The 23,474-nt window shown below is 37.1% G+C and carries 18 protein-coding genes; 13 read left to right on the top strand and 5 right to left on the bottom strand.

Annotated elements, in window-relative coordinates; genetic code table 11:
- The 4 genes from AADJ06_RS19950 (at position 1) to rimO (ending at position 7,721) form a co-directional block, all read left to right on the top strand.
- Positions 1 to 699, top strand: coding sequence for a YjjG family noncanonical pyrimidine nucleotidase (locus AADJ06_RS19950; RefSeq protein ID WP_341228260.1), 699 nt, complete (start codon positions 1 to 3; stop codon positions 697 to 699).
- A gap of 14 nt (positions 700 to 713) precedes the next feature.
- Positions 714 to 1,547 (top strand): 50S ribosomal protein L11 methyltransferase, encoded by an 834-nt coding sequence (prmA, locus tag AADJ06_RS19945; RefSeq protein ID WP_341228259.1) that lies wholly within the window; start codon positions 714 to 716, stop codon positions 1,545 to 1,547.
- A 9-nt stretch (positions 1,548 to 1,556) separates the two neighbouring features.
- Positions 1,557 to 6,338 (top strand): hypothetical protein, encoded by a 4,782-nt coding sequence (locus AADJ06_RS19940; protein WP_341228258.1) that lies wholly within the window; start codon positions 1,557 to 1,559, stop codon positions 6,336 to 6,338.
- 72 nt (positions 6,339 to 6,410) lie between these two features.
- A complete protein-coding gene (rimO, locus tag AADJ06_RS19935; RefSeq protein WP_341228257.1) occupies positions 6,411 to 7,721 on the top strand; it encodes a 30S ribosomal protein S12 methylthiotransferase RimO in 1,311 nt (436 codons plus the stop codon).
- A 4-nt stretch (positions 7,722 to 7,725) separates the two neighbouring features.
- Here rimO and AADJ06_RS19930 read toward each other — a convergent pair whose 3' ends face one another.
- The gene (locus AADJ06_RS19930; protein ID WP_341228256.1) at positions 7,726 to 9,186 is read right to left on the bottom strand and encodes a hypothetical protein; all 1,461 of its coding nucleotides are present in this window, start codon (positions 9,184 to 9,186) and stop codon (positions 7,726 to 7,728) included.
- Positions 9,187 to 9,539: 353 nt separating this feature from the next.
- On the opposite strand from AADJ06_RS19930, the gene AADJ06_RS19925 reads away from it, so the two are divergent.
- The 7 genes from AADJ06_RS19925 (at position 9,540) to AADJ06_RS19895 (ending at position 16,951) form a co-directional block, all read left to right on the top strand.
- Positions 9,540 to 10,145: an RNA polymerase sigma factor gene (locus AADJ06_RS19925; RefSeq protein ID WP_341228255.1), complete on the top strand. Its 606-nt coding sequence runs from the start codon at positions 9,540 to 9,542 to the stop codon at positions 10,143 to 10,145.
- Positions 10,114 to 10,350, top strand: coding sequence for a hypothetical protein (locus AADJ06_RS19920; RefSeq protein WP_341228254.1), 237 nt, complete (start codon positions 10,114 to 10,116; stop codon positions 10,348 to 10,350). The genes AADJ06_RS19925 and AADJ06_RS19920 overlap by 32 nt, the downstream gene beginning before the upstream one ends.
- 197 nt (positions 10,351 to 10,547) lie before the next feature.
- Entirely contained in the window at positions 10,548 to 12,056 is a 1,509-nt protein-coding gene (locus tag AADJ06_RS19915) for an alkaline phosphatase PhoX (RefSeq protein WP_341228253.1), read from the top strand.
- Positions 12,057 to 12,116: 60 nt separating this feature from the next.
- Positions 12,117 to 12,767 carry a YdcF family protein gene (locus tag AADJ06_RS19910; protein ID WP_341228252.1) on the top strand — a complete coding sequence of 217 codons (651 nt, stop codon included), beginning with the start codon at positions 12,117 to 12,119 and terminating at the stop codon, positions 12,765 to 12,767.
- Positions 12,768 to 12,909: 142 nt separating this feature from the next.
- Positions 12,910 to 13,761 carry a polysaccharide deacetylase family protein gene (locus AADJ06_RS19905; protein WP_341228251.1) on the top strand — a complete coding sequence of 284 codons (852 nt, stop codon included), beginning with the start codon at positions 12,910 to 12,912 and terminating at the stop codon, positions 13,759 to 13,761.
- A 6-nt stretch (positions 13,762 to 13,767) separates the two neighbouring features.
- On the top strand, positions 13,768 to 15,396 hold the full coding sequence (locus AADJ06_RS19900; RefSeq protein ID WP_341228250.1) for a DUF5597 domain-containing protein: 1,629 nt from the start codon (positions 13,768 to 13,770) through the stop codon (positions 15,394 to 15,396).
- A gap of 37 nt (positions 15,397 to 15,433) precedes the next feature.
- A complete protein-coding gene (locus AADJ06_RS19895; RefSeq protein ID WP_341228249.1) occupies positions 15,434 to 16,951 on the top strand; it encodes an acetylxylan esterase in 1,518 nt (505 codons plus the stop codon).
- Between the two features lie 107 nt (positions 16,952 to 17,058).
- On the opposite strand, the gene AADJ06_RS19890 is transcribed toward AADJ06_RS19895, so the two are convergent.
- From AADJ06_RS19890 to AADJ06_RS19880, 3 genes are read right to left on the bottom strand one after another with little or no spacing between them, the layout of a single operon-like run.
- On the bottom strand, positions 17,059 to 18,438 hold the full coding sequence (locus tag AADJ06_RS19890) for a Gfo/Idh/MocA family oxidoreductase (protein WP_341228248.1): 1,380 nt from the start codon (positions 18,436 to 18,438) through the stop codon (positions 17,059 to 17,061).
- Positions 18,439 to 18,473: 35 nt separating this feature from the next.
- A complete protein-coding gene (locus AADJ06_RS19885; RefSeq protein WP_341228247.1) occupies positions 18,474 to 19,550 on the bottom strand; it encodes a PmoA family protein in 1,077 nt (358 codons plus the stop codon).
- A 58-nt stretch (positions 19,551 to 19,608) separates the two neighbouring features.
- Positions 19,609 to 20,382 carry a cupin domain-containing protein gene (locus AADJ06_RS19880; RefSeq protein WP_341228246.1) on the bottom strand — a complete coding sequence of 258 codons (774 nt, stop codon included), beginning with the start codon at positions 20,380 to 20,382 and terminating at the stop codon, positions 19,609 to 19,611.
- A 217-nt stretch (positions 20,383 to 20,599) separates the two neighbouring features.
- Between AADJ06_RS19880 and AADJ06_RS19875 the strand changes: the two genes are divergently transcribed.
- A complete protein-coding gene (locus tag AADJ06_RS19875; RefSeq protein ID WP_341228245.1) occupies positions 20,600 to 21,697 on the top strand; it encodes a Nif3-like dinuclear metal center hexameric protein in 1,098 nt (365 codons plus the stop codon).
- A gap of 48 nt (positions 21,698 to 21,745) precedes the next feature.
- On the top strand, positions 21,746 to 22,492 hold the full coding sequence (locus AADJ06_RS19870; RefSeq protein ID WP_341228244.1) for a C4-type zinc ribbon domain-containing protein: 747 nt from the start codon (positions 21,746 to 21,748) through the stop codon (positions 22,490 to 22,492).
- Positions 22,493 to 22,560: 68 nt separating this feature from the next.
- Here AADJ06_RS19870 and AADJ06_RS19865 read toward each other — a convergent pair whose 3' ends face one another.
- A complete protein-coding gene (locus AADJ06_RS19865; protein WP_341228243.1) occupies positions 22,561 to 23,427 on the bottom strand; it encodes a DMT family transporter in 867 nt (288 codons plus the stop codon).
- Between the last annotated feature and the right edge of the window lie 47 nt (positions 23,428 to 23,474).

The following is a 23,474-nucleotide window of genomic DNA, read 5'->3' as shown; positions in this document are numbered from 1 at the left end:
TTGTTCAAACACAAAAAGCATATCTTCTTTGACCTAGATCATACCCTATGGGATTTTGAAGCCAATGCAGAAGAAAGCCTAAATGAGATTTATGATCACTTTGGCATAAATAAACTTGGGCCTTCTTTTGAAAGCTTTTATCAAAACTTCAGCATTCTTAATAGAACACTCTGGACACAACTAGAGCAAGATCTTATTACGCATGAAACTATTAGAAAGTTTCGTTTTCAAAAAGCTCTAAGTTCTTTAAATGTTGAGATTGAAGAGGAGTTGTCAATTGGTATGAACCTAAAGTTTTTGGACTTACTGCCATATAAAACCAAACTCATAGAAGGCTGCGAAGAGACATTAGAGAGCCTTCAATCTAAATACCAGTTACATATTTTAAGTAATGGCTATGCTGAAGTTCAAGCTAGGAAGTTAGAGAATAGTGGAATAAAAGGCTATTTTCAACATATTATTACAAATGATATAGCAGAATCAAGAAAACCCAACATTGGTATTTTTAATTACGCTTTAAAACAAGCAAACTCTCAGCCTAACGAATCACTCATGATAGGTGACAGTTATTTAGCAGATGTTTTGGGAGCAAAGAATGCTGGCTGGGATACTATTCATTTTCAGCCAAATGACATAAATGTAGAAAACCAAAGTACGCTAAAAATTACTAAGCTAGCTCAGTTACTTGACCATCTTTAAACTCAAAAAACGATATGTTATACTTAGAAGCCAATATTGAGGTCAATGCAGAGTTCAGTGAAATTCTCGTAGCCGAACTAGCAGAAATAGGCTTTGACACCTTCCTTGAAAACGAAAACGGTCTGTTAGCCTACATCATAGAAGAGCAGTTTGACGACATTGCCTTTAAACAAATCATGGAAACGTATGCTCCTAAAACTAATTTATTTTATAGCCTAAAGAAAATAGAGAAACAAAACTGGAACGAAGAGTGGGAAAAAAGTTTTGACCCTATTAAGGTTTTAGATAAAATACTGGTTAGAGCTTCTTTTCATGAAAGCCAACCTGGTTTTGAGCATGAGATAATTATTACCCCTAAAATGTCTTTTGGGACTGGTCACCACGAAACCACTTCTCAAATTATGGAGCTCCAGCTTGGGGTAGACCATAAAGACAAATCTCTTTTAGATGTTGGAACCGGAACTGGGATTTTAGCCATTCTAGCAGAAAAACTGGGTGCTAATGATATCAAAGCTTTTGATATTGACGAATGGTCGGTAGAAAATACAACAGAAAACATTGGACTAAATTCCTGTCAAAACATAAAAGTATCGCTTGGAACCATTGCTGATGAATCTCCAAAAACTTATGATATCGTAATTGCCAACATTAATAGAAACATCCTTCTTGATGAAATTGCTGTCTATACCACTTTCATGAAATCAGAAGGAGTTTTGATGCTTAGTGGCTTTTATGAGAAAGACATTGCAGAAATTGAAACCTGCTGCGAAGCAAATGGATTAAAAAAAATAAAGCAAATAAGTAAGAAGGAATGGGCGGCGGTCGTTTTTAATAAGCCAATGGCCTAATTATTAACAATGAACGTGACTATAAAAAGTTTTACAGTATTCATCATTCTTTTAGTATCCTCTATTTCATTAAGAGCTCAAGTCATCCGGCTTTCTGCTGAACCAGAAAAGTTTTTAGAGGAATTTGATGAAGTATTTAAAGATGGTAAGAATGCTGTTTCTATAGCAGAATTTGAAACGTTCAAACCTCATTTCCAAAACGATTTTTCAGCAAAGACTAAAAGTGACTTTATGGTTCTCTGTCAAAAAATGGCAGCAAGAAACCATAAGATGCCAGAGTACTATCGACTGCTAACACTCATAAACGCCACTTTTGACCCTACTGTTTTTGATAGTAAGAATCTGGAACCCTTAGTAGCATCTTTGGCCATTTTGGCACAAAAACAACCCTTGAAGAAGACCATAGAGACTTTTGCCCAAATCAAATCCCTTATTCAGGAGCGATTAATTTATACCTCCAACTTTAATAAGCTTTATGTTCTAAATGGTAGCTATGAATTTCAATATTTAGAGCAAAAGCAAGACTACTTTGAGCCCGAAAAAAAGCAAATCCAAACCACAAAGGCGGAAAAGGAAGAAGATTTCGGACTATTTGACGACTGGGATAATGAAGAAGAGGAAATTGACCCATGGGACGACCCAAGCTTAACTATTGACCCTGATGAGTTTTATAGGCTCCTGCCTCTCCCACTTATTAGCGACTTAGTAATTAAATTTAATGAAGTCGATTTAGTTTTCGTCAGTCCGTCTGACTCTGTAACCCTATACAAAACTTCAGGTGCTGCAGATTTGCTCCAAAATGTTTGGGTAGGTAACAAAGGGGAGATGAACTGGGAAAATGTAGCATTGCCAGAAGTAAAGGCCGATTTGACCGAATACAGTTTTAAACTTTCCAGTCCACACCTAAACGCAGAGAAGGTCACCTTCACCTATGAAGATTATCTTTCAAAACCTGTAGAAGGTGTTCTAGAATTTAAAGGAGTAAAAAGAGCCGTAAACGCAGCTAGCCAATTTCCTAGATTTAAGTCTTATGAAAACAATGCACGTTTCAAAAAACTAGAAGCTAGTTTAGAATACAAAGGAGGCTTTTCATTAATTGGAAATAGGATTTTCTCTTCTTCACTTAATCATAATATTTCCACGCTATACGTCAATAAAGGCTCTAAAAATTCTTTTAAAATAGAAGGAAAGAAAATCGAATTTACTGATTCTCTAATTACCTCCGACTTTGTAAGTTTTACTACCCATATTAAAGAAGACTCCATATATCATCCAGCAGTTAGACTAAAATATAACACACAAAGCAAGCAATTAAACCTATATAAGCAGCTAAACGGTGGTTTTAGAAATTCTATGTATTCCGACACTTTCCACGAAATGGACATACGCTGTGATGCCATGCAATGGAACCTAAATAATGGAAAAATGGACTTCTACATTATCGCAGGGAAATCTGAAATACCAGCCATTTTTGAATCTTTCAATTATTACAACCCTGCTCGAATGCGGGCACTCAGTAACTTGGCTGGCTTTAATCCTTTAATTTTCCTGAGCACCTATGTCTACAAAAAACGAAAGAACGAGTTCAGCATATTTGAGGTTCAAAACAAAATACCAGGGAAAACTCCGCTCCAAATAAGAAACGCTGTCAATGTGGCTCGTCAAATGGGTTTTATGGATTACAACCCTCATACTAACACATACAGTATTAGTCGAAAAGGTCTTCATTACTTTAAATCAGCTACAGGAAGAGGTGATTATGACGATTTGGTTTTTGCTTCAGTTTCTCCCACGGGAAACGGAAATGCCTCTATAGACAGAGATTCTAACTCACTTGACATAGCCGGTACTCAAGAATTTAAACTTTCCGATTCACTAGGAATTAGGTTTCTACCCAGAGACCAGTCGCTTAAGATGGAAGGTAGCAAATCCTTTAAATTCCATGGAGAAATAGTAGTAAAGAACTATAAAATAATAGGTGACTTTGAAGTTGACTATGAACGTTTCTTGGTGAACCTAAACAGAATTGATACTATTACTTTTACACCTATCGACATTTATAATGCTGGAGGTAAAGAAGAAATAGGAGCTCACGTAGTTTATGGTAAAACAGGCACCTTATACTTAAATGCTCCGGATAATAAGTCTGGAAGAAAAAAACTACCACAATACCCTAGACTGGTTATTCCAGACGGTGCTTTGGTCAAATTTAATAATCCTGAAAGAGGCATAGATGCTTATCCAGAAGAGGTCTATTTTAAAGTAGATGCCATTGACCACGATAGCCTAAACAGTGTAAATTTAGCTTATGGCGGAGTATTTAATGCTGGTGGTATAATTAAACCAATTAGAGAAACACTAATTGCAATGCCCGATACTTCCATTGGGTTTGTACACAAACCAAAAGTAGCATATGAACTCTATGGTTCACAATCCGTTTTCAAATTTGATAGCCCACTAGAAATGACTAAAAAGGGGCTAAAATCTACAGGTACATTAACACATTTAGCCTCTACGCTTGAAGTTAGCAAAGCTCGGTTTGGCTTTGATGAACTAAAGATGGAAGGTGACAGAGCCAATATCAAAGAAACTTTTACCGGTAATAATACTTATTTCCCTGATGTAACCATTGCAGACTTTAAGGCGGCATGGAAACCAGAGGCTGACAGCTTAAATATAAAGTCAACCGAGGCCTATAGTTTCTACCTAAAAAGCACGATGCTTAGTGGTGGTTTAGTAGTTAGAAAAAGTGGACTTTACGGCCAAGGTGTTTTGGAGCGTGATGATTCTCAGGCTAAATCTGATGCCATCAAATTTAACAAAACTGGTTTCTTAGCATCAGAATCTAGTTTCTTAATAAAGTCTGAAACAGAAGGTTCGAAGGCTGTTCTTGATGGAAGAGACGTAGAAATTGACTTTAATATTGCTGATAAACTGGTGAGTATATCTCCACGAAATGGCGACTTCAATGACACTACCGCCTCCTCTATCTCTTTCCCGAATGCCGCTTACAAAACTACTATTGACAAAGCCGAGTGGAATATTCAGAAAAAAAGTATTAGCATGAAAGGGAACGTGGAGAGTTCTAAATTTACCTCCACAGCAGCAAATCAATATGGGCTTGCCTTTAACGGAGCTTCTGCTTTGTATGATATTCCTCAAAACATCCTAAACATTGATGGTGTACCAGGCATTAACTCTGTAGACGCCATTATTATTCCAAATAATGGAAAAGTAGCTATTAGAGGAGAAGGAACACTAGACCCGTTTACCAACGCCACCGTAATAGCTGATACGGTCAATAAATATCATACTTTGGCTAACGCCAATATAACCATCAATTCTAAACTGAGTTACGCAGGTAATGCCTCTTACCAATTTGTCAATGTGAGTTCGGATACTTTCAACATTAAAATGGAAAGTTTTGAGTTTGCTGAAATCACACCTGAAGGCGACGTGCTTCGTTCTAAAAAATCGCAAAAACTTTCTACTATTGCCAAAGCATCTCTTACTGAAGCTGATAGTGTTTACTTATCGCCTAAGATGCTTTACATAGGAGATATAACTATGCAGGCTCCTTTTAAAAACCTGATTCTGAGAGGTCAGGTAACTCCAGTATTAGACAATTACCCAGTTTTAGGTAGCAACTGGATAAACTATTCTGGAAGTAAATCTGAAGAAATAATTATCAATGTAGATGAAACCTTGAAAGATGGAGGAAAACCACTTTTTGCTGGTCTTCATTTAAAACCATCCGCATCTTCAGAAGGACTATACCCTACTTTCTTATCAGCAAAAGGCTATGAAGATGATTACAATATTTTCTTAGCTAGGGGTATTTTCAAAAGAGATGAACCTAATAAGCGATTTACCATTTATCCAAACACCAAAGACAACACTGGCAACAAATATGAACTTTACGATGATGAAGGGCTTATAAAACTGGATGGTAAATTTAACTTCTTAAGCCCAGACCTAGCCTCTTATGTAGAAACTGTTGGCCTTGGTGAAGTAGACCTAGACTCCATGGAGTACACCTTTAACACCATGATGAAGTTTAACATGCCAATTCCTATGCCGATGCTTCTAAAAATGGGAGACAACATTGTCAAAACTAACCTCGACATTGGTAATTCAGAAGGAGCCATTGCATTCGAAAGTCCAGAGTTTCTTTCTAAAATGACTCAGTTTGTAGGTGCTAAAGCCACCGAAGATTATAAAACTAAATACTATAAAGGACATATTCCTTTATTCCAGGCTTCTCCAAAGTTTTTTGCTAGTATCTTATTTAGTGATTTGAAACTTAAATGGAATCCCGTTTTCAATTCCTTTTATAGTACCGAACCTTTAGGAGTGTCAAACATTGGAGAAACAGACATTAACAGTAAAATACCCGGCTATTTTGAAATCATCAAAAACCCACGAACCGGTGATGAGCTCTACATTTTCCTAGAAGTATCTCCAGATACATGGTACTACCTTGGTTATAAAGCAGGTCAATTGGGAATTCTTTCTTCAGACTTTGAATTTAATAAAATGATGGCGGAGAAAGATAAAACAACAAAAGGTATTGAGCTTATAAACATTGACATGGCAGAAGCTATGGCTTTTAGAAAAAGGTACCTTATGACCTATATGGGTGTTTCTGAGGAAGCTTTTGCCCAGCCAAAACGAGCTGTCCCTTCCGTTCCTGGCACTATTGCACCTATTCCAACGCCAAGCACCTCAGGAACTGGCAACACTTCAGAAACACCATCAAAACCTGTAGAAGAGCAGTCTGACGGATTTTAAGAACTACTATTTTGATAGTCCGTGTCTTAATTAGAATAAGTTCAGAAAAAAGAACGACCTTTGCGGCTGATTATGAAGACAAAGGGAAACAGAAAAACGCAGGTTAATATTGTCACGTTAGGTTGTTCTAAAAACGTGGTAGATTCAGAAATTTTATTCACCCAATTAAAAGGGAATGGAGTTTCTGTAGAGCACGAAGCCAAAGACGACAAATCAAACGTTGTTGTTATAAACACTTGTGGCTTTATTGACAATGCCAAACAAGAGTCTATTGACACTATATTAAGATATGTAGATGCCAAAGAAGCGGGTATTGTAGAAAAAGTATATGTTTCGGGCTGTTTATCACATCGTTTCAAAGACGAACTAGCTCCTGAAGTCCCTCAAGTAGACGCTTGGTTTGGAACTAACGAACTCCCACGTCTTCTAAAAACATTAAAGGCCGATTACAAGAAAGAACTAGTAGGTGAGCGTTTATTGACCACTCCTGCTCATTATGCTTATTTGAAAATAGCCGAAGGCTGTGACAGGCCATGTTCTTTCTGTGCTATTCCATTAATGCGTGGTGGTCATATCTCTACACCAATGGAAGATTTGATTACGCAGGCAAATAACTTAGCGGCCAAAGGCACCAAGGAATTAATTCTAATCGCTCAAGACCTCACTTACTACGGTCTTGATATTTACAAAAAAAGAAACCTAGCCGAGCTTTTAGATAGATTAGCAGATGTGGAAGGCATAGACTGGATAAGACTACAATACGCCTACCCTGCTGGCTTCCCTATGGATGTTTTAGATGTAATTAAAAACAGACCAAATGTTTGTAATTACCTTGACATGCCACTTCAGCATGGTTCTTCTGAGATTTTAAAACTCATGAGAAGAGGTATTACTCGTGAAAAAACAGAGAGCCTTGTAGATGCTATCCGTCAAAAATTGCCAGAACTTGCTTTAAGAACTACACTTATTGCTGGTCACCCAGGTGAAACAGAAGATCACTTTGAAGAGATGTATCGTTTTGTAGAAAAAATGAGATTTGACAGACTTGGTGTATTCCAATATTCTCATGAAATAGACACTCATTCTTACTCAATGCCTGATGATATTCCTGCCGAAATAAAGCAAGAAAGAACTGACCTCATAATGGAACTTCAGCAAGGAATTTCACAAGAACTAAATGCTAAGAAGGTTGGTAATACATATAAAGTACTTTTTGACCGTAAGGAAGGCGATTATTTTATAGGGAGAACTGAGTTTGACTCCCCAGAGGTGGATAACGAAGTTTTAGTTAGTGCAAATCAATACGTTAGACTTGGAGATTTCGCCAATGTTAAAATCAATTCTGCAGAAGAGTTTGACCTCTATGGCGAGGTAATTCCTTAGCACTTTACTTCTTTAAGTATTTGGGGAATCGCATAAATCTTAATCCAATAGAGAAATCTAGGCGGTCCATAATTATTGGGCTGTCTAAACTTCTCGGACCGTTACCATCCCCATAATCAAGGTCATTTATCTTACCCATATTATAGCCAGCCTCAAGACTTAATATAATATCCCTGCCTATAATGTCATTTCCTAACAAAAAATCTAAGCCTAAAGTAGCAGCTCCGCCAAACTCATTCCCAGTGTATTCAAAATTTCCTTGATTATAGTCTCCTTTGTCACTGTAGAAGTACATCCCAGGACTTAAGCCTAAAACCACAAAGGTTTTAAAATCAATGCCTTTTCTTAGAAAAAGAGACGGACCAAAAAACTTTCTAGATATTTTATTAGAAATACTTCCCGTAACCTCTTCACCAGAAACCTGATTTATGTAGGTCAAGCTTTCATTAGAATTAGAAGATTTAAAGTCTGTATATACTAGCCCAAGTCCAAAACCTTCTAAAGGGAAAAATGCTATATCAGCACCAAAAGTCCAGCCTTTCAAGAGTTTTTCTTGATATAAGCCATAAGCATTGGAGGCCTCAAAGTTATTGTCAAGAATATTTCCTATTCCAGCTTTTACCCCCACTCTCCACTTTAAATAGTTTTTAAATTCACCAGTAGTTTCTACAGAAGCTTCTTTTACTATCGGAGCGGCTTTCTGAGAAGATTCTACTAAGGGCTTTTCATCCAAAATCGTTTTTTTAGGGTTTAAAGTTGGCTTCTCCTCTACTTCTTTCACCACAGGTTCCTCCTCAACCAATAATTCCGTAGCATCTTCCTTTTTAACTATTTCTACCTGATTTATAGGTTCTTTTGTTGTTGCTAAAACATCCTGAGTTTCCTCTGATTCCTCTTTAATGTCTGTTGACTTCTTTTTAGTCTTAGACTTTTCTTCTTTATTCTTTTTCCGTTCTTTTTTACTTTTCTTTTCAGGCTTTTCTTGAGTTTCTTTCTTACTCACCTTTTCAATAGTCGCCGCTTTCTCCACTGATTCATTCTTAAGCTCCTTTTTAGGAGGCTCTTCCTTGGGTACCTTATCGTCAGAAGGTTTTTGTTTTTTCACTTTTTCTTCTTTGGGGACATCACTACTATTTACATCATTTGTGGCTAAAGCTATATCCTGAGATTTTTTCCTCTTTTTAGACTTCCCTTTTTTTGAAGTTGCCAGAGGCAAATCACTATCATATTTATTATACTTAAAATCACGCACAAGGTTTTTGAAAATCTCATTTCTAAGAATATCTCCCTTAGGGCCTACATAGGCATAAACAAAACGAGTAGGAGTTTCATCTAAAATTCTACACCTAATTTCTTCATTAGCTTGCGTAATAATTACATCTCTCTGAGCTGATGCATCGAAAGAAAATGAAATATTTAGGAGGAAGAAAGTAATTAGTACCTTGAAAAAAGACAAAGCCCTCATCCTTATTATCTTACTGGTTATAAATAAATTACTGTTTGTAAGCATGATTAAAAAATGCACGTTATGTTATAATACATATCGAGATTACAAAAACTATACCGCTAATTTAAGCCACTACTTTTTTAAAACATTCGACATTTATTAACGAAAGACATCTAAGAACATTTTTTGTACGTAAGTAACAAAGATGAAAGGCCAAAAAGATAGCGTTAACTGACCGTTAACTAAGTTTTAGGTATCATTTCCTTGACTTTGTCAAAAACAATGCTTTATCTTTCGACTCTTAATTATTAATAACCAAAAGCAAAACAATATAGATACAAACCTCTACGTTAACTAAACGACATGTAAGAATGGAAAAAGTTCGAATTAACGAGAGTGAACTTGTATCAGCATACATCAAAGGAGATGATGCAGCTTTTGACACGCTAGTAGAGCGTTACAAAAATAAAATATACACCACCATTTATCTCGTAGTGAAAGACCAGTATGTGGCTGAAGACCTCATGCAGGACACGTTTATTAAAGCGATAAAAACACTGCGTAATGGTAAGTATAATGAAGAAGGCAAATTTCTTCCTTGGATACTGAGAATAGGTCATAATCTCGCTATAGACTATTTCCGTAGAGCAAAACGCTACCCAAAAGTAGTTTTTGAAGACGGAAGCAATGTTTTTAATACACTTAATTTCTCAGAGAATTCTATTGAGACTAAACAAATCAAGAAGGAATCTCACGAGCACTTAAGAGGATTAATTAAACAGCTACCAGACCAGCAAAGGGAAGTGCTCATTATGAGACACTATGAAGACATGAGTTTTCAGGAAATTGCCGATGCTACTGGTGTAAGTATTAATACTGCTTTAGGTCGTATGCGTTATGCTCTTATCAATTTAAGAAAAATGATGAGTAAATCAGTATACGCGTATGATACCAACCTTTACAACACAGTTAAATGATGTAGTTCGTTATGTTTATAACGAAACATCTAAAAAAGAAAATGCCATAATTGAAGAGTCTCTTGCTAGAGATGTCAATCTGCTAGACTTCTATTTAGATAGTCTGAACATAAAAGCAGAAATGGAAAATATAAAGATGATTCCTTCGGAACAGTCGGTTAGTAAAATATTGGCATATTCAAGAAAAACCAGCCCTGTACTTTAAGTACTGGCTGGTTTTTCATTTTCTAGGATTTAGCTCGCTTAATTTTTATTAAGACAGAGGAAAGGACTGTTCATATAGTTTTGACCATTTGGTATAGAGTTAAATTATCCAATGAAATGTTTTTCAAGAAAATCAGGCTATATTATAGTTTGAGAAAGCTCCTATGTATTTGCACGTTAGTTTTTTCTAGCGTCCTCATGTGTCTTGGTACCCCTATTGTCAATAACTTTATTGAGGTAGACACCATTGTCATGCCCTTATCAAACTTTACTTCATTAATACCCGAGAACCAAAATGACTCCTTGTTCATACCATCCGGCTATAATTTTCAGGTAATAGCTCAGAGAGGAGACCTTATGAGTGATGGGAATGCGTTTCCTCCAAAATTTGACTTTACCGGCTTTGTCCCGATAAACCAAAGTAGTACAAACGGATACCTTTCTATTAACTCAGAGTATGCTCCCGGAGCTGTTTCTATTATGGACATTAACTTTGATAGCACTACCCTACGCTGGTCCAAATCAAATTCTTCTGCTATAGATTTCTCCCCTGTTGTAGGTACTATAGCTAACTGTTCTGGCTCAGTTACTCCTTGGAATACTATTATAACTTGTGAGGAGTACGCCACGTCAATCGACTCAAATAATGACAACTACAACGACACTGGTTGGGCCATAGAAATTAACCCAGCCACCAGAACTATTGTCAATAATGAAAAAATTTGGGCTCTCGGAAATTTCGCTCATGAAAATCTAGTAGTTCATCCAAACCAAAGAACAGTTTATCAAGGTGCCGACAGTAACCCAGGGTATTTATTTAAATATGTAGCAGACATGGCTCAAAACCTACATTCTGGAAAACTATATGTTTATGTTGGTTCAAAAAGTGGCTCTGGGAACTGGATTTTACTAAATAATACCACCAAAGTAGAAAGAAACACCACCATGAGTCAAGCAGCTAATTTAGGTGCTACCAGTTTTGCTGGAATAGAAGATGTGGAGATAAGCCCTAAAGACGGAAAAGTATATTTAGCCGTAAAGGGAGAAAGTGCAGTCTATCGTTTTGAAGATTCAGATCCTTTAAGTGGAACAACAGTTACCAACTTTGAAACATATGTAGGCGGCTCAGGGCAAACCTATAATTTAGATACACAATCTGGCATTATAAACGAACCATGGGGCACAGGAAATGATAACCTTGCTTTTGATAATGAAGGCAACCTTTGGGTCTTACAAGATGGAAGTAAAAACTTCGTTTGGCTTGTAGACACATTGCATACGCAGCTAAACCCTTCGGTAAAAATTTTCATGAGAACTCCTGCAGGTTCTGAGCCTACAGGATTAACTTTTTCTCCTGACAATAAATTTATGTTTATGTCTATTCAGCATCCCTCTGGTGCAAATAATTCAAGTACACAGCAGGATGTCAATAGTTCTAACATTACGTTTGAAAAAGATGTCAGTCTAATTATAGCAAGGAATGAAACTTGGGGAATAAAACCATGTCAAGAAAACATTAGTCTAAGTCAAAGTCCTATTTCTTCAGGCACTTATCAAAGTTCCGATAATCTTCAGGCCACAGGTCAAATAGTAAGTCCATCCAAAGTATTTTTCAATGCAAAATCCTACATGCTACTAAACCAAGGTTTCTCTGTAGATGCTGGTGCAAATTTCACGGGTCAAATAGGTGGATGTGAAAATAATTAGAGCCAAACAGCGAAACAGATCGTAGTTTTATCATTATCAAGTATTTAGTAAATTAAAACTATGACAAAATTCGCATTGGCAATAGCAAGTGTTCTCATGCTTAGCTGCACAGTTTCTCAGAAAAAAAGTCAAGAACTTTTCAATCAAAGCAAAAACAAGACTTACGATGTAGTGGTGGTGCCTGGCATACCGCATAATGGTGAAAAGTGGGAAAAAGTACTTCGTTGGCGGGTTTACTGGGGAAAATACCTTTATGATTTAGGCATAGCAAAAAACGTTATGTTTTCTGGAGGTGCTGTTTATACCCCATATTACGAAGCTGAAATAATGGCTTTATATGCCAAAGAATTAGGAATACCAGAAGATGCAATTTTGACAGAAACTAAGGCAGAACATAGCACAGAAAACATTTACTACGGATACAAAAAAGCGAAACTTTTAGGCTTCCAATCTGTAGCATTAGCTACCGACCCATTTCAAACAAAAATGTTAAAGAAGTTTATTGAGAAAAAAGTGGATCCATCTGTAGCTTTAATTCCATTTGTTTTTGATAGCTTGTCAAAACTAGAGCCACTCATGATTGACCCAATAATAGAAGATACTTTAGCTTACAAGGATGATTTTGTTTCTATCACTGAAAGAGAGTCTTTCAGAAAAAGGTTTAGAGGCACACAGGGCAAAAACCTTAATGAGACCTACTACAGCGAATAGCAAAACCCCAAAATAATTAGCCATACTTTACTAAAAAGAAACATTATCTAAGAATAGCGACTTCATTAGGAATTCTTGCAAACAAACCTAAGTGTCAAGATGACATTTATTATATTTGTTAACATTACAACCCTCCTTAGAAATGAAGCTAACCTACGCCTTAAATTTTTTCTTTTTAATAAATATTTGTGCTACCGCACAAACAAGTCTTCCAAAATTAATTGACAACAACTTATTACAAGAAGCCGGATCTAAAACTACGGATTCTAAACAGTTATGGCATGGCAAAAAAGCTGCCGTGGTACTCACTTATGACGATGCTTTGCATGTTCATTTAGACAATGCTATCCCTGCCCTTAACAAACATGGGCTCAAAGGTTCTTTTTATTTAACCGCTTTTTCAGAAGCTAGTAAAGAACGAATTACTGACTGGAGAACAGCAGCTCAGCAAGGACACGAACTCGGCAATCATACGCTATACCATCCCTGCGATGCATCCAAACCTGGAAGAGATTGGGTAAGCGACGAAAAAGATTTAAGTAAGTACAGCACAGAAAGAATCTTGAACGAGATTAAAATGACAAATGCTTTCTTAGAGGCCATTGACGGTCAAAAGGAAAGAACATTTGCTTATACTTGTGGAGACACAGAGACTTCTGAGGGTTCTTTTATTGAGGCCATCAAAAATGATTTCATCGCTTCTAGAGGCGTAAAAGCAGAACTAAATCTTATAGAACAAACCAATCTTCAAAACGTGAATTGTTTTGTGGTAAATGGCCACAGTGGTTCTGAACTTATAGCTTGGGTAAAAAACGCTGAGAAAAACAATGCTTTAATAACCATTCTCTTTCATGGTGTAGGTGGCGGGCATGGTTTAAATGTTTCTTTAGAAGCTCATGAGCAACTATTAGAGTATCTTGAAAAAAATCAGGAAGATATCTGGACTACCACTTTTATAGATGCGGCTAAGTATGTTATAGAATATCAAAACTAAATTCTTATGAAATACATTGCCCTTCTTTCCTTTTTTCTCCTGTCAATTTCATGTTCTTCTCCAAAGGAGAATAGCGAAAATGGAACAATTCCACACTTAGTAAAAACCGGCAACGTAACACAGCTAATAGTAGAAGACAAGCCTTTTATTATTCTTGGTGGAGAGCTAGGCAACTCTACTTTTACAAGTTTAGAAAATATGGAGCCCGTATGGCCCAAACTAAAAACCATGAATGTGAACACCATTCTGGTGCCAGTTTACTGGGAATTGATAGAACCAGAAGAAGGTAAATTTGACTTTAAGCTTTTTGATGAATTGGTTTTAAGAGCAGAACAAGAAGACTTAAAATTAGTCCTTCTTTGGTTTGCGTCTTGGAAAAACAGCATGTCGAGCCATGTACCTTCTTGGGTAAAAACTGATGTAAAGCGTTTTCCAAGAGCCCAAGATGAACAAGGTGTCAATCAAGAAATTCTAAGCCCTTTTAGTGACAATAACCTTAAAGCCGACTTAAAAGCTTTTCAAGCCCTAATATCCCACATTAAGGAAATAAATCAGAAACAAACCATTATTATGGTGCAACCCGAAAATGAGATTGGGATGCTTCCTTCGGCAAGAGACTACCACAAACTGGCAAATGAAAATTTTAAGGCTCCTGTTCCTGATGAATTAATCACATATTTAATTAAGAACAAAAGTAGTTTAGTGCCTGAGTTTAATAAAGTCTGGGGAAGAAATGGCTATTTGACCGGAGGTACTTGGGAAGAAGTTTTTGGTCAAGGCCCTCATACCGATGAAATTTTTATGGCTTGGTATTTCTCAAAATACACAAACGAAATCATTGACGCAGGAAAAGCTATATATCCTTTGCCGATGTTTGTAAACGCTGCACTAAATCGACCAGAAAAAAAACCGGGAGAGTACCCAAGTGCTGGACCTCTGCCACATATAATTGATATTTGGAGAGCAGCAGGCCCTTCCATAGATTTCTTTTCACCTGACTTTTACAACCCTGATTTTCGCCACTGGAATGATCTATATACAAGACAAGGCAATCCACTTTTTGTTCCCGAACACCGTTTTGATGAAACTGTAGCGGGAAAAGCAGCGTTGGCTATTGGCCATTATGAGGCCATTGGTTTTTCTCCTTTTTCTATTGAATCTAAAGACCAGCCAGAAAAAGAAGGCCTTGGGAAAATGTATGGAATTCTAGACCAATTGACCCCAATCATCACTGCAAATCACGGTAAAGGGAGAATTGAAGGTGTATTGCTAGATGAAGACAATTCCGAAAATATTATTACCCTAGGCGATTACGAATTTACTTTTAAGCATAGCTACAAACTAGGTTGGGAACCTGCCGCAAAAGAACCAAACTGGGAAATGTCTGGTGCTGTAATAGTTCAAACTGCAGACCACGAATTTTACATAGCAGGCAGTGGTGTATATGCTACTTTTAAAAACTTGAAAGACCCGAATAGCCGTGTTGGAATTTTAAAAGTTGATGAAGGGGTATTTGAAAATGGAACATGGAAAGCATTGAGACATCTTAATGGTGACCAAACTCATCAAGGCAGGCATTTAAGAATTTTCAAAGAAGTTTATTTAATTCAGCGACTGGAGCTTTATAATTATTGATAGGTTTAACATCGTATTCAACCAATTGAAAATATAAATGACAAATTATCTAAAAACATTGGCACTGCTATTAGCATGCCTCATGGCCAAAGCTCAGGCTAACTACGCACCTGTTGTGATATTTACCAATCAAGAAGCTAATGCCAATATGATGAAGCAACTTGGTATTACAGCTTTAAGACCAGGACCAAGTGGAAATGAGTCTGACCCTAATCATGCTAACTATGATGAAAGTATAGCGAACCCTTGTCCTAATCTCCCAGACATTCTTACTACCAATACTGGCAAAAAAGTAAGCACAGCCGAAATTTGGTGGAATGTAAGAAGACCCGAGTTAGTAAAAGGAATAGAGGACGAACTTTACGGACAAGTTCCTAAAAACATACCTTCTGTGACATGGACCGTAGAAATAGAAGACAACGAATGGGTCAGAAGAACTCCCGTAGTTGCTAAAAAACTAATAGGGCATGTAGATAATAGTCATTACCCTTTAGTGGATGTAAATATAAATATGATGCTGGTGGTGCCTACCAATGTAGAAGGCCCAGTACCTGTACTCATGATGTTTGGTCGCCCTTCTTTTCCTTCTCCTGCTCAACCAAATAAAGAAGATATGAGCACCTTAAATACCAGTTTTAAGGAAATGATGATAAAGCATAATCCTGAGCTCAAGGCAATCTTTGACAAATACCCAGCTTATGAACCAGTAACTAGGCTCCCTCCGTCAAACTTCTTTGCACCGTTGCCAGAGGGCGACTTGCCTAGTACAGAACAACTATTAGCAGCTGGCTGGGGTTATGCCACCATAGAACCTGCCAGTATTCAAGCTGACAATGGTGCTGGCCTTACACAAGGCATTATTGGGCTAGTTAATAAAGGACAACCCAGAAGTCCAGAAGACTGGGGAGCACTGCGAGCATGGGCATGGGGAGCCGCCAGAGCTTTAGATTATTTAGAAACCGAACCCACTATTAATGCTAAAAAGGTTGGCATTGAAGGTGTTTCTCGCTATGGAAAGGCTGCTTTAGTAACCATGGCTTTTGAAGAAAGATTTGCCACCGCTTTGATTGGCTCTTCTGGTAAAGGAGGAACAGCACTGCATAGAAGAGTATTTGGCGAAGCCGTTGAAAACTTGACAGGTGCTGGCGAAAGCCATTGGATGGCAGGGAACTATTTAAAATATGGTACTGAAGAATCAAGCTTTGGAAGAATAACGGGCTGCGATTTAACAGTAGACTCACATGAGTTAATAGCCCTTTGTGCTCCACGGCCTACTTTTATAAGTTATGGCATTCCAGAAAAGGGTGATTCTAAATGGCTAGACCAAGAGGGTAGTTATATGGCTACCATAGCAGCAGGCACAGTTTGGAAGCTTTTAGGAGCTACTGATTTAGGAGTCTCTAACGACTACTTAAAAGAAAAAATGCCCCCTTATAATACAAGTGTCTTAAATGGACATTTGGCTTGGCGACAGCATGATGGCGGTCATACAGACTGGCCAAATATGAAATATTTTATTCCATGGGCAAATAGGTTTTTAGATTATCAGAAATAAGACATCACACTCAAATACTGATTTAAGACTCTATAGATTTGTCAAACAAAAAAGAGGCTGCCTCATCTTGATGATAAAGCAGCCTCTTTAGAAATATTACCTGAATATTATACGTTTTGAGGTACAATATAAGGGTATCTGTATTTACGCGTTAGCATCATATCTGCTTCTTCATTGTCAATAAACTCTTCAAACTCACCATTAAACCTAAGCGTCTCTCCTACTCTGTAGGCGGCATTAGCGATTAAAGGCAACACAGTAGACATATGACCTACTTCCACCTCACAGTTCAAACCTGAATTGTTTCCAGCTTTTAAGGAATCAATAAAATTACCAAAATGGCCATTACTATCTGGAGCAGTTCTGAAAGAGCTATCTCCTCCTATGGCCGCACCAGCAGCCATTCCAGAACCTGCAAATGCTTCCTTTTCATCGTTTCTATAAGCTCTCCATGTGCTGCCATTTACTTCCATCCAACCTTCCGTTCCATAAAACATATTACCGATTTTTATACCAGCATCAGACTCGGCATTTGTAAATCTCCCTCTTGTTTCAAACTCCAAAATTTTACCATCTTCATATTCAAAAACTGAAGTCTGTGTATTTGGTGTTTCTTGCGAGCATTCATCTGGTTTAATACCAAATATTCCTCCCATAGACTGCACTTTTACTGGGTGCACTTTCTTATTTAATCCCCAACGAGCCACGTCAAATTGGTGTGGGCCTTGATTACCAGTATCACCATTTCCTGTATCCCAGTGCCAATGCCAGTTATAATGCCCTTTTTTCTCATTATAGGGTCTGTAAGATGCTGGCCCTAACCACATGTCATAGTTAAGTGATGCTGGAGGATTGCTATCCTTAGTTATTCCGAAAGAATTACGAGGTTTAAAACAGGTTCCTCTGGCCATAAACACTTCACCAATACCGCCATCATGCAAGAAAGCCATGGCTTGCATGACATTTGATATTGACCTGTTTTGAAAACCTACCTGAACTATTCTATCATACTTTCTGGCAGCTTCCACCATTTTTCTACCTTCCCAAACATTATGAGAACTCGGTTTTTCTACGTAAACATTTTTACCTGCTTGGCAAGCCCAAATTGCAGATAATGCATGCCAGTGATTTGGCGTAGCCACCACCACTGCATCAATTTCTTTATCGTCAAACACTTTACGCATATCCGTTTCGGTACCTGGCTTTAAACCTTTCTGATTTTTAGCAGCTATTGCTTGTCTTTCAGCTAAGTACTTAGACTCTACATCACAAATTGTTTTTACTGTAACGCCATCATTATACATACTAGAAAAACTATCTAGCAAACCTTTACCTCTTCCGCCTACACCAATAGAGCCTAAAATCACTCTATCATTGGCTCCTAAAATATTAGCATACGATTTGGCCGACATAGCCGACGATGTTCCTAAAACCACACCTGTAGTTGCAAGCGTTGCCTTTTTTATAAAATCTCTTCTGTTATTCATTCTTTTATTGTTTCTCGGTTGAATATATTTTTAAATTATTGAGCAGAAAACGCTGTAAACTCTTTATCCAAAGTTTCTTTGTTTAAGGCATTGCTCGCTACTATTACTCTGTATTTGAAAGTAACGCTTTCGCCTTTTGCTAGCTTAAAGTTTAAACTTTCTTTACCATCACTAAAAACTTCCTGACCTAAAGGGTTAGCAGCAAACAAGCCGTAACCTCTAGCATGCCAGTACGTTGGAAAACCTACATTTTTCTGGTGATCTAAAATTGCTAAAGAAACTTGCTCATCACCAATGGTAGAGCTTAAGTTCATCCAGTTAGAACGCAAACCCCAGCAATCTTCGCCTTCTACGCCTTCAGCGTTAAGGTAATTTCCGTTTACTCCTTCGTTATCCAGAACCGCCACACCTGTGCTTATGCCATTAGCATCTGTAAATACACCTGGCTTATCAGAAGGGTGCTCCATAGCACGAGTCAAACGAACCCCTATCATACCTTCTTTATTATCTTTAAAACTAACATCTTGGTTTTCTGCAGTTAATGTTGTAATTCTATCAATTGCGTATTGGTCTCCCGCTCCACTAAATACAAAAGTGGTATTCTCTTTTAATAAAACTGTACCATCTGGAGCCTCCCAATCCATCACTACTGCTAGTTCAGCTTTATCGTTTCCGTTGCTAGTTGATTTGATTTCTTTGTGAACAATAGTCCCGTAATGCTCTCTTTTTGAGACATCAATAGAATCAGAATTATTCCAAAAATCTAAACCATTAACATCCCCATAGTTAAACCATAAACCTACATGATGTGGATGGTCAACTCGCTCTCCAACAGATGGTTCTAAAGGAAACTTACGTGTTATTTTAGTTCCTTTTGGTGTAATTATAGGATACAAAACTGGTTTTTTAATTGTATTAGGATAGATGTAAGAAGTAAACAAATTACCGTCTATCATTACATCTACTTTCTCGTCTCCATCCTGTCTTACTAATTCAATTCGTTCTTTTTCGGTTGCCGTCGAATCTTCTGAACTCGATGCACAAGAAGACATACTGAATAAAACTGCCGCAAGGCCTAATCCTAAAGCTCCTGCACTTTTCATTTTTCTCATAGGGTTGTTCATTTCTAAAAACTAAAATTAATTGGGTTAAAGGTTAATACTATTTTTATTAATACCATCGGAAAGCAAAATATCGACAAGGATTTTCTCCCACATTACTAATTCCATGAAATTCATTAGATTTCATAAAGTACAAATCGCCAGCCTTTCCAGTATACGTCTGTCCTGCAATACTCATTTGTGTTTCTCCTTCAATGACCAATATCATTTCGGAATCAACATGAGAATGAGGAGAATGGCTAGGTCCTTTTTGATCAAGTTGTGTCACATGCATTTCAAACTCCTCACACATGGCAGTAGGCCTTTTGAGATAAATTATTTTACCTCCTTTTTTACTCGGTTGAAACTCTAAGTTATCATAATTGATAAACATAGCACCACCGGCATTTTTGCCTCTTTCAATATCTGTTTTAGCCTTTGATTTAAACATCATCACATAATAGGTCAAAGGTCCATCTCCTACATTTTGGAGCGACTGCTCTACCATTGGTGGAATTAAAATAACGCTTCCCGCCGGCAAAATTTGACTTTCACCGTCCATAGTCATTTTCATCAGGCCCTCTTTTACAATGATTACTTCCTCTATATCCTTTTGCGTATGTGGTGCGGCTGGCTTGGCTCCTTTTTCTTGTGTAGTGGCATGAACCTCTAAAAAAGAAAAGTGTGGAGAGCTACCCTCCATGATTTTTCGACCCTCTCTTTGAGTTCCCTTTTTGACCGGTAACTCTGACCAAGTATAAACTCCAGATTTCACCTCCGCTAACTGTGCATTACTCATAATAGAAAAGAGACAGAAAAGAATAGATAGACCTATAACTTTCATATGTTTAATTATTTCAATCGGTTGCATTTTATAAGCTCATTCAAGCTCCCCTACAATTATAGGCTCAGAAAATTACCATTTATTTACTATAAAATACAAACTAAAAGGTCTTAAAGAATCAAATGAAAGACAGAAACCCCAATTTCATAGAATTGACGCCTAATAGGATTAAGCCAAGAAGAGACATTATTCTTATTTTTACACAAAAAATGTAAGCATGCAGATAAAAGAACTTGTCAATTATTTGGAAGAAATTGCTCCTTTAAACTATCAAGAGTCCTATGATAACTCTGGTTTAATAGTGGGCGATAAAAACGAAGAGATTACAAATGTTTTAGTTTGCTTAGACTCTACCGAAGATGTAATTGACGAGGCGATTGAGAAAAATTGCAACCTTATCATTGCCCACCACCCCATCATATTTAAGGGCTTAAAAAAGCTTACTGGCAAAAATTATATTGAGCGTACTATTATCAAGGCGATCAAAAACGACATTGCTATTTACGCCTGCCACACTAACCTAGACAATATCACAGGTGGAGTTAGCTTTAAAATGGCAGAAAAATTACAACTTAAAAACGTAAAAATTTTAGCTCCTAAAAAAGAGCTATTAATGAAACTGACTGTTTTTGTACCCAAAGAAAATACTGGTCAACTCCTTGATGCACTTTATGCTGCTGGAGCTGGAGAGATTGGAAATTATTCTAAATGTAGTTTCAGGGCAGTAGGCAAAGGCACCTTCAAACCCAACGAAATAGCTAATCCTGAAATTGGAAAAAGAGGAAAATATACGGAGTTAGATGAAAGCCGTATAGAAGTTATTTTTCCAAAACAATTACAAACTAATGTTCTTCAGGCCATGAAAGCTGGTCACGTCTATGAAGAAGTTTCCTACTTTCTTCACGAATTAGCAAATGAACATCAGCTTGTTGGCTCTGGAGCCATAGGACATTTAGAAGCTCCGATGCCAGCAAAAGAATTTATGAGTTATCTTAAAACAAACATGGCTCTATCTGTAATCAAGCATACAGATATGGCCAACAAACACATCCAAACAGTGGCTCTATGTGGTGGTTCTGGTGGCTTTTTGTTAAACAATGCCCTAGCCTCAAATGCTGATATCTTTATCACTTCAGATTATAAATATCATGAATACTTTGACGCCGATAAGAAAATTGTAATTGCCGACATTGGACACTATGAAAGTGAACAGTTTACAAAAGAATTAATTAGGGATGAAATATTGAAAAAATTCACTAATTTTGCGACCTATTTATCGGAGGTGAAAACCAACCCGATAAATTATTTTTATTAAGTACCTTAAGGTTTAACACACCTTGATATAAAAACTTTATCAAAGTTTATGGAATTAACGATTGCAGATAAATTAGATTCGCTTTTAAAGCTTCAGGAAATTGATTCGAAACTAGACGTTTTAAGAAAACTTCGTGGAGACCTTCCAGAAGAGGTTAAAGACTTAGAAGATGAGGTTATAGGTGTAGAGAAAAGAGTTGGTAGGTTTCAGTCTGAACTAGATGGAATTAACGAAGAAATAAGCCGTCATAGACTAAATAAAGGTGATTCTGAAAAACTGATTGTCAAATACAAGGATCAGCAGATGAACGTTAGAAATAACCGTGAATTTGACGCTATTTCTAAAGAACTAGAACTTCAAGAATTAGAAATTCAACTTTCTGAAAAAAGAGTAAGAGAAGGCGAATTCAAACTTAAGTCTAAACAACAAGAGATTGACGAAACTACAGCGACACTTACTTCTAAAAAAGAAGTTTTGGAGCAAAAGAAAAAGGAACTTGATAAACTAGTTATTGAGAGCCAAGAAGAAGAAGAAAAATTATTAAAGCAAAGTGCTAAACAAGCTAAAAAAGTAGAAGCTAGACTTCTTAATGCTTACATTAAAATAAGAGGTAGTGCTAAAAACGGCCTTGCTGTAGTGTCGGTAGATAGAGGAGCTTGTGGTGGCTGTTTTAACGTAGTACCTCCTCAGAGACAGGCGGATATTATGGAAAAACTTAAAATCATTATCTGTGAGCATTGTGGAAGAATATTAGCCGATGCTGATATCATTAAAGTGCACAGAAAGAGAAAGTAATTTCTTGAAAGTGAAAAAGATTAAGGAGGCTCTTAGCCTCCTTTTTTTGTTTCAGTAATTAAATAAAATCACTTCGCTTTTACTTTACCTAGGTATATTGCCACCATAACAACTATAAGACCAATCAAAGTATATAAAGTAAAAGGCTCATCTAAGATAAAATAGGCATAAAACAAACCAAAAGGTGGGCACAAGAAAAGAAAGAAAGAGGCTCTTACAGTATCTTTTGACAATAGCCAAAGCCATAAATAAACACCAGCTACCGAAAGAGGAATTCCTAACCATATTACAGGATAAAAGAAATACTCATTATAGACACTACTGCCATCATAAGCTAAAAAGGTAGCTGGAAAAAGAAATAAAGCTCCAAAGAAAGACTGCCATCCGTTAATCGTCAGTTTGTCCATTTTCCAATCTATCTTACTGTAAAAAACAGCGGCACTGGAATAGGATAAAGTACCCAATCCTAAAAACATCAATCCCTTTGGCGTAGCATAGCTTTCTAAAAGCAAAGGATAAACACATATAGCCACTCCTAAAATACCCAAAAAGAGTGCAACCACTCCTTTTACCGGAATTTTTTTGCGAGCGACTATTGCCGCTAAAACAGTTATCACTAAAGGATTTAGACCTACTTGAAGAGCTCCAATACCCGCAGCTACTTCTCTAATTCCATAAACAAAAAAACCTAAGGCTAAAGTCACATTGAAAAAACCAAAAAGAGCTAACTGACCCCACTCCTTTCCTTTAGGTAGTCGTTTCCCTTGAATTAGGTATATCAAAACCAACATACAGACAGCCGCCAAAGTAAACCGACCTTGATAAAGTACCAATGGCTGTACCGCTTTTAAACCTATTTTAGCCGCCACAGAAGCAGATGACCAAACTGCGGCAAATAATATCCCAAGAATATAAAATCTAGTAGAAGATTGCATTAAACAAAATTGTAAACAATGATTGGATTTATACATAACCTAAACAA

Source organism: uncultured Arcticibacterium sp. (assembly GCF_964021845.1).
Lineage (GTDB): Bacteria > Bacteroidota > Bacteroidia > Cytophagales > Spirosomataceae > Arcticibacterium.
The sequence above is the reverse complement of the archived record's forward strand: the minus strand, read 5'-3'. Positions and strand labels throughout refer to the sequence as shown.

Coding starts and splice junctions, on each gene's coding strand:
- prmA (WP_341228259.1), top strand. CDS start 714: ATGTTATACTTAGAAGCCAATATTGAGGTCAATGCAGAGTTCAGTGAA.
- AADJ06_RS19940 (WP_341228258.1), top strand. CDS start 1,557: ATGAACGTGACTATAAAAAGTTTTACAGTATTCATCATTCTTTTAGTA.
- rimO (WP_341228257.1), top strand. CDS start 6,411: ATGAAGACAAAGGGAAACAGAAAAACGCAGGTTAATATTGTCACGTTA.
- AADJ06_RS19930 (WP_341228256.1), bottom strand. CDS start 9,186: ATGAGGGCTTTGTCTTTTTTCAAGGTACTAATTACTTTCTTCCTCCTA.
- AADJ06_RS19925 (WP_341228255.1), top strand. CDS start 9,540: ATGGAAAAAGTTCGAATTAACGAGAGTGAACTTGTATCAGCATACATC.
- AADJ06_RS19920 (WP_341228254.1), top strand. CDS start 10,114: ATGATACCAACCTTTACAACACAGTTAAATGATGTAGTTCGTTATGTT.
- AADJ06_RS19915 (WP_341228253.1), top strand. CDS start 10,548: ATGTGTCTTGGTACCCCTATTGTCAATAACTTTATTGAGGTAGACACC.
- AADJ06_RS19910 (WP_341228252.1), top strand. CDS start 12,117: ATGACAAAATTCGCATTGGCAATAGCAAGTGTTCTCATGCTTAGCTGC.
- AADJ06_RS19905 (WP_341228251.1), top strand. CDS start 12,910: ATGAAGCTAACCTACGCCTTAAATTTTTTCTTTTTAATAAATATTTGT.
- AADJ06_RS19900 (WP_341228250.1), top strand. CDS start 13,768: ATGAAATACATTGCCCTTCTTTCCTTTTTTCTCCTGTCAATTTCATGT.
- AADJ06_RS19895 (WP_341228249.1), top strand. CDS start 15,434: ATGACAAATTATCTAAAAACATTGGCACTGCTATTAGCATGCCTCATG.
- AADJ06_RS19890 (WP_341228248.1), bottom strand. CDS start 18,438: ATGAATAACAGAAGAGATTTTATAAAAAAGGCAACGCTTGCAACTACA.
- AADJ06_RS19885 (WP_341228247.1), bottom strand. CDS start 19,550: ATGAGAAAAATGAAAAGTGCAGGAGCTTTAGGATTAGGCCTTGCGGCA.
- AADJ06_RS19880 (WP_341228246.1), bottom strand. CDS start 20,382: ATGAAAGTTATAGGTCTATCTATTCTTTTCTGTCTCTTTTCTATTATG.
- AADJ06_RS19875 (WP_341228245.1), top strand. CDS start 20,600: ATGCAGATAAAAGAACTTGTCAATTATTTGGAAGAAATTGCTCCTTTA.
- AADJ06_RS19870 (WP_341228244.1), top strand. CDS start 21,746: ATGGAATTAACGATTGCAGATAAATTAGATTCGCTTTTAAAGCTTCAG.
- AADJ06_RS19865 (WP_341228243.1), bottom strand. CDS start 23,427: ATGCAATCTTCTACTAGATTTTATATTCTTGGGATATTATTTGCCGCA.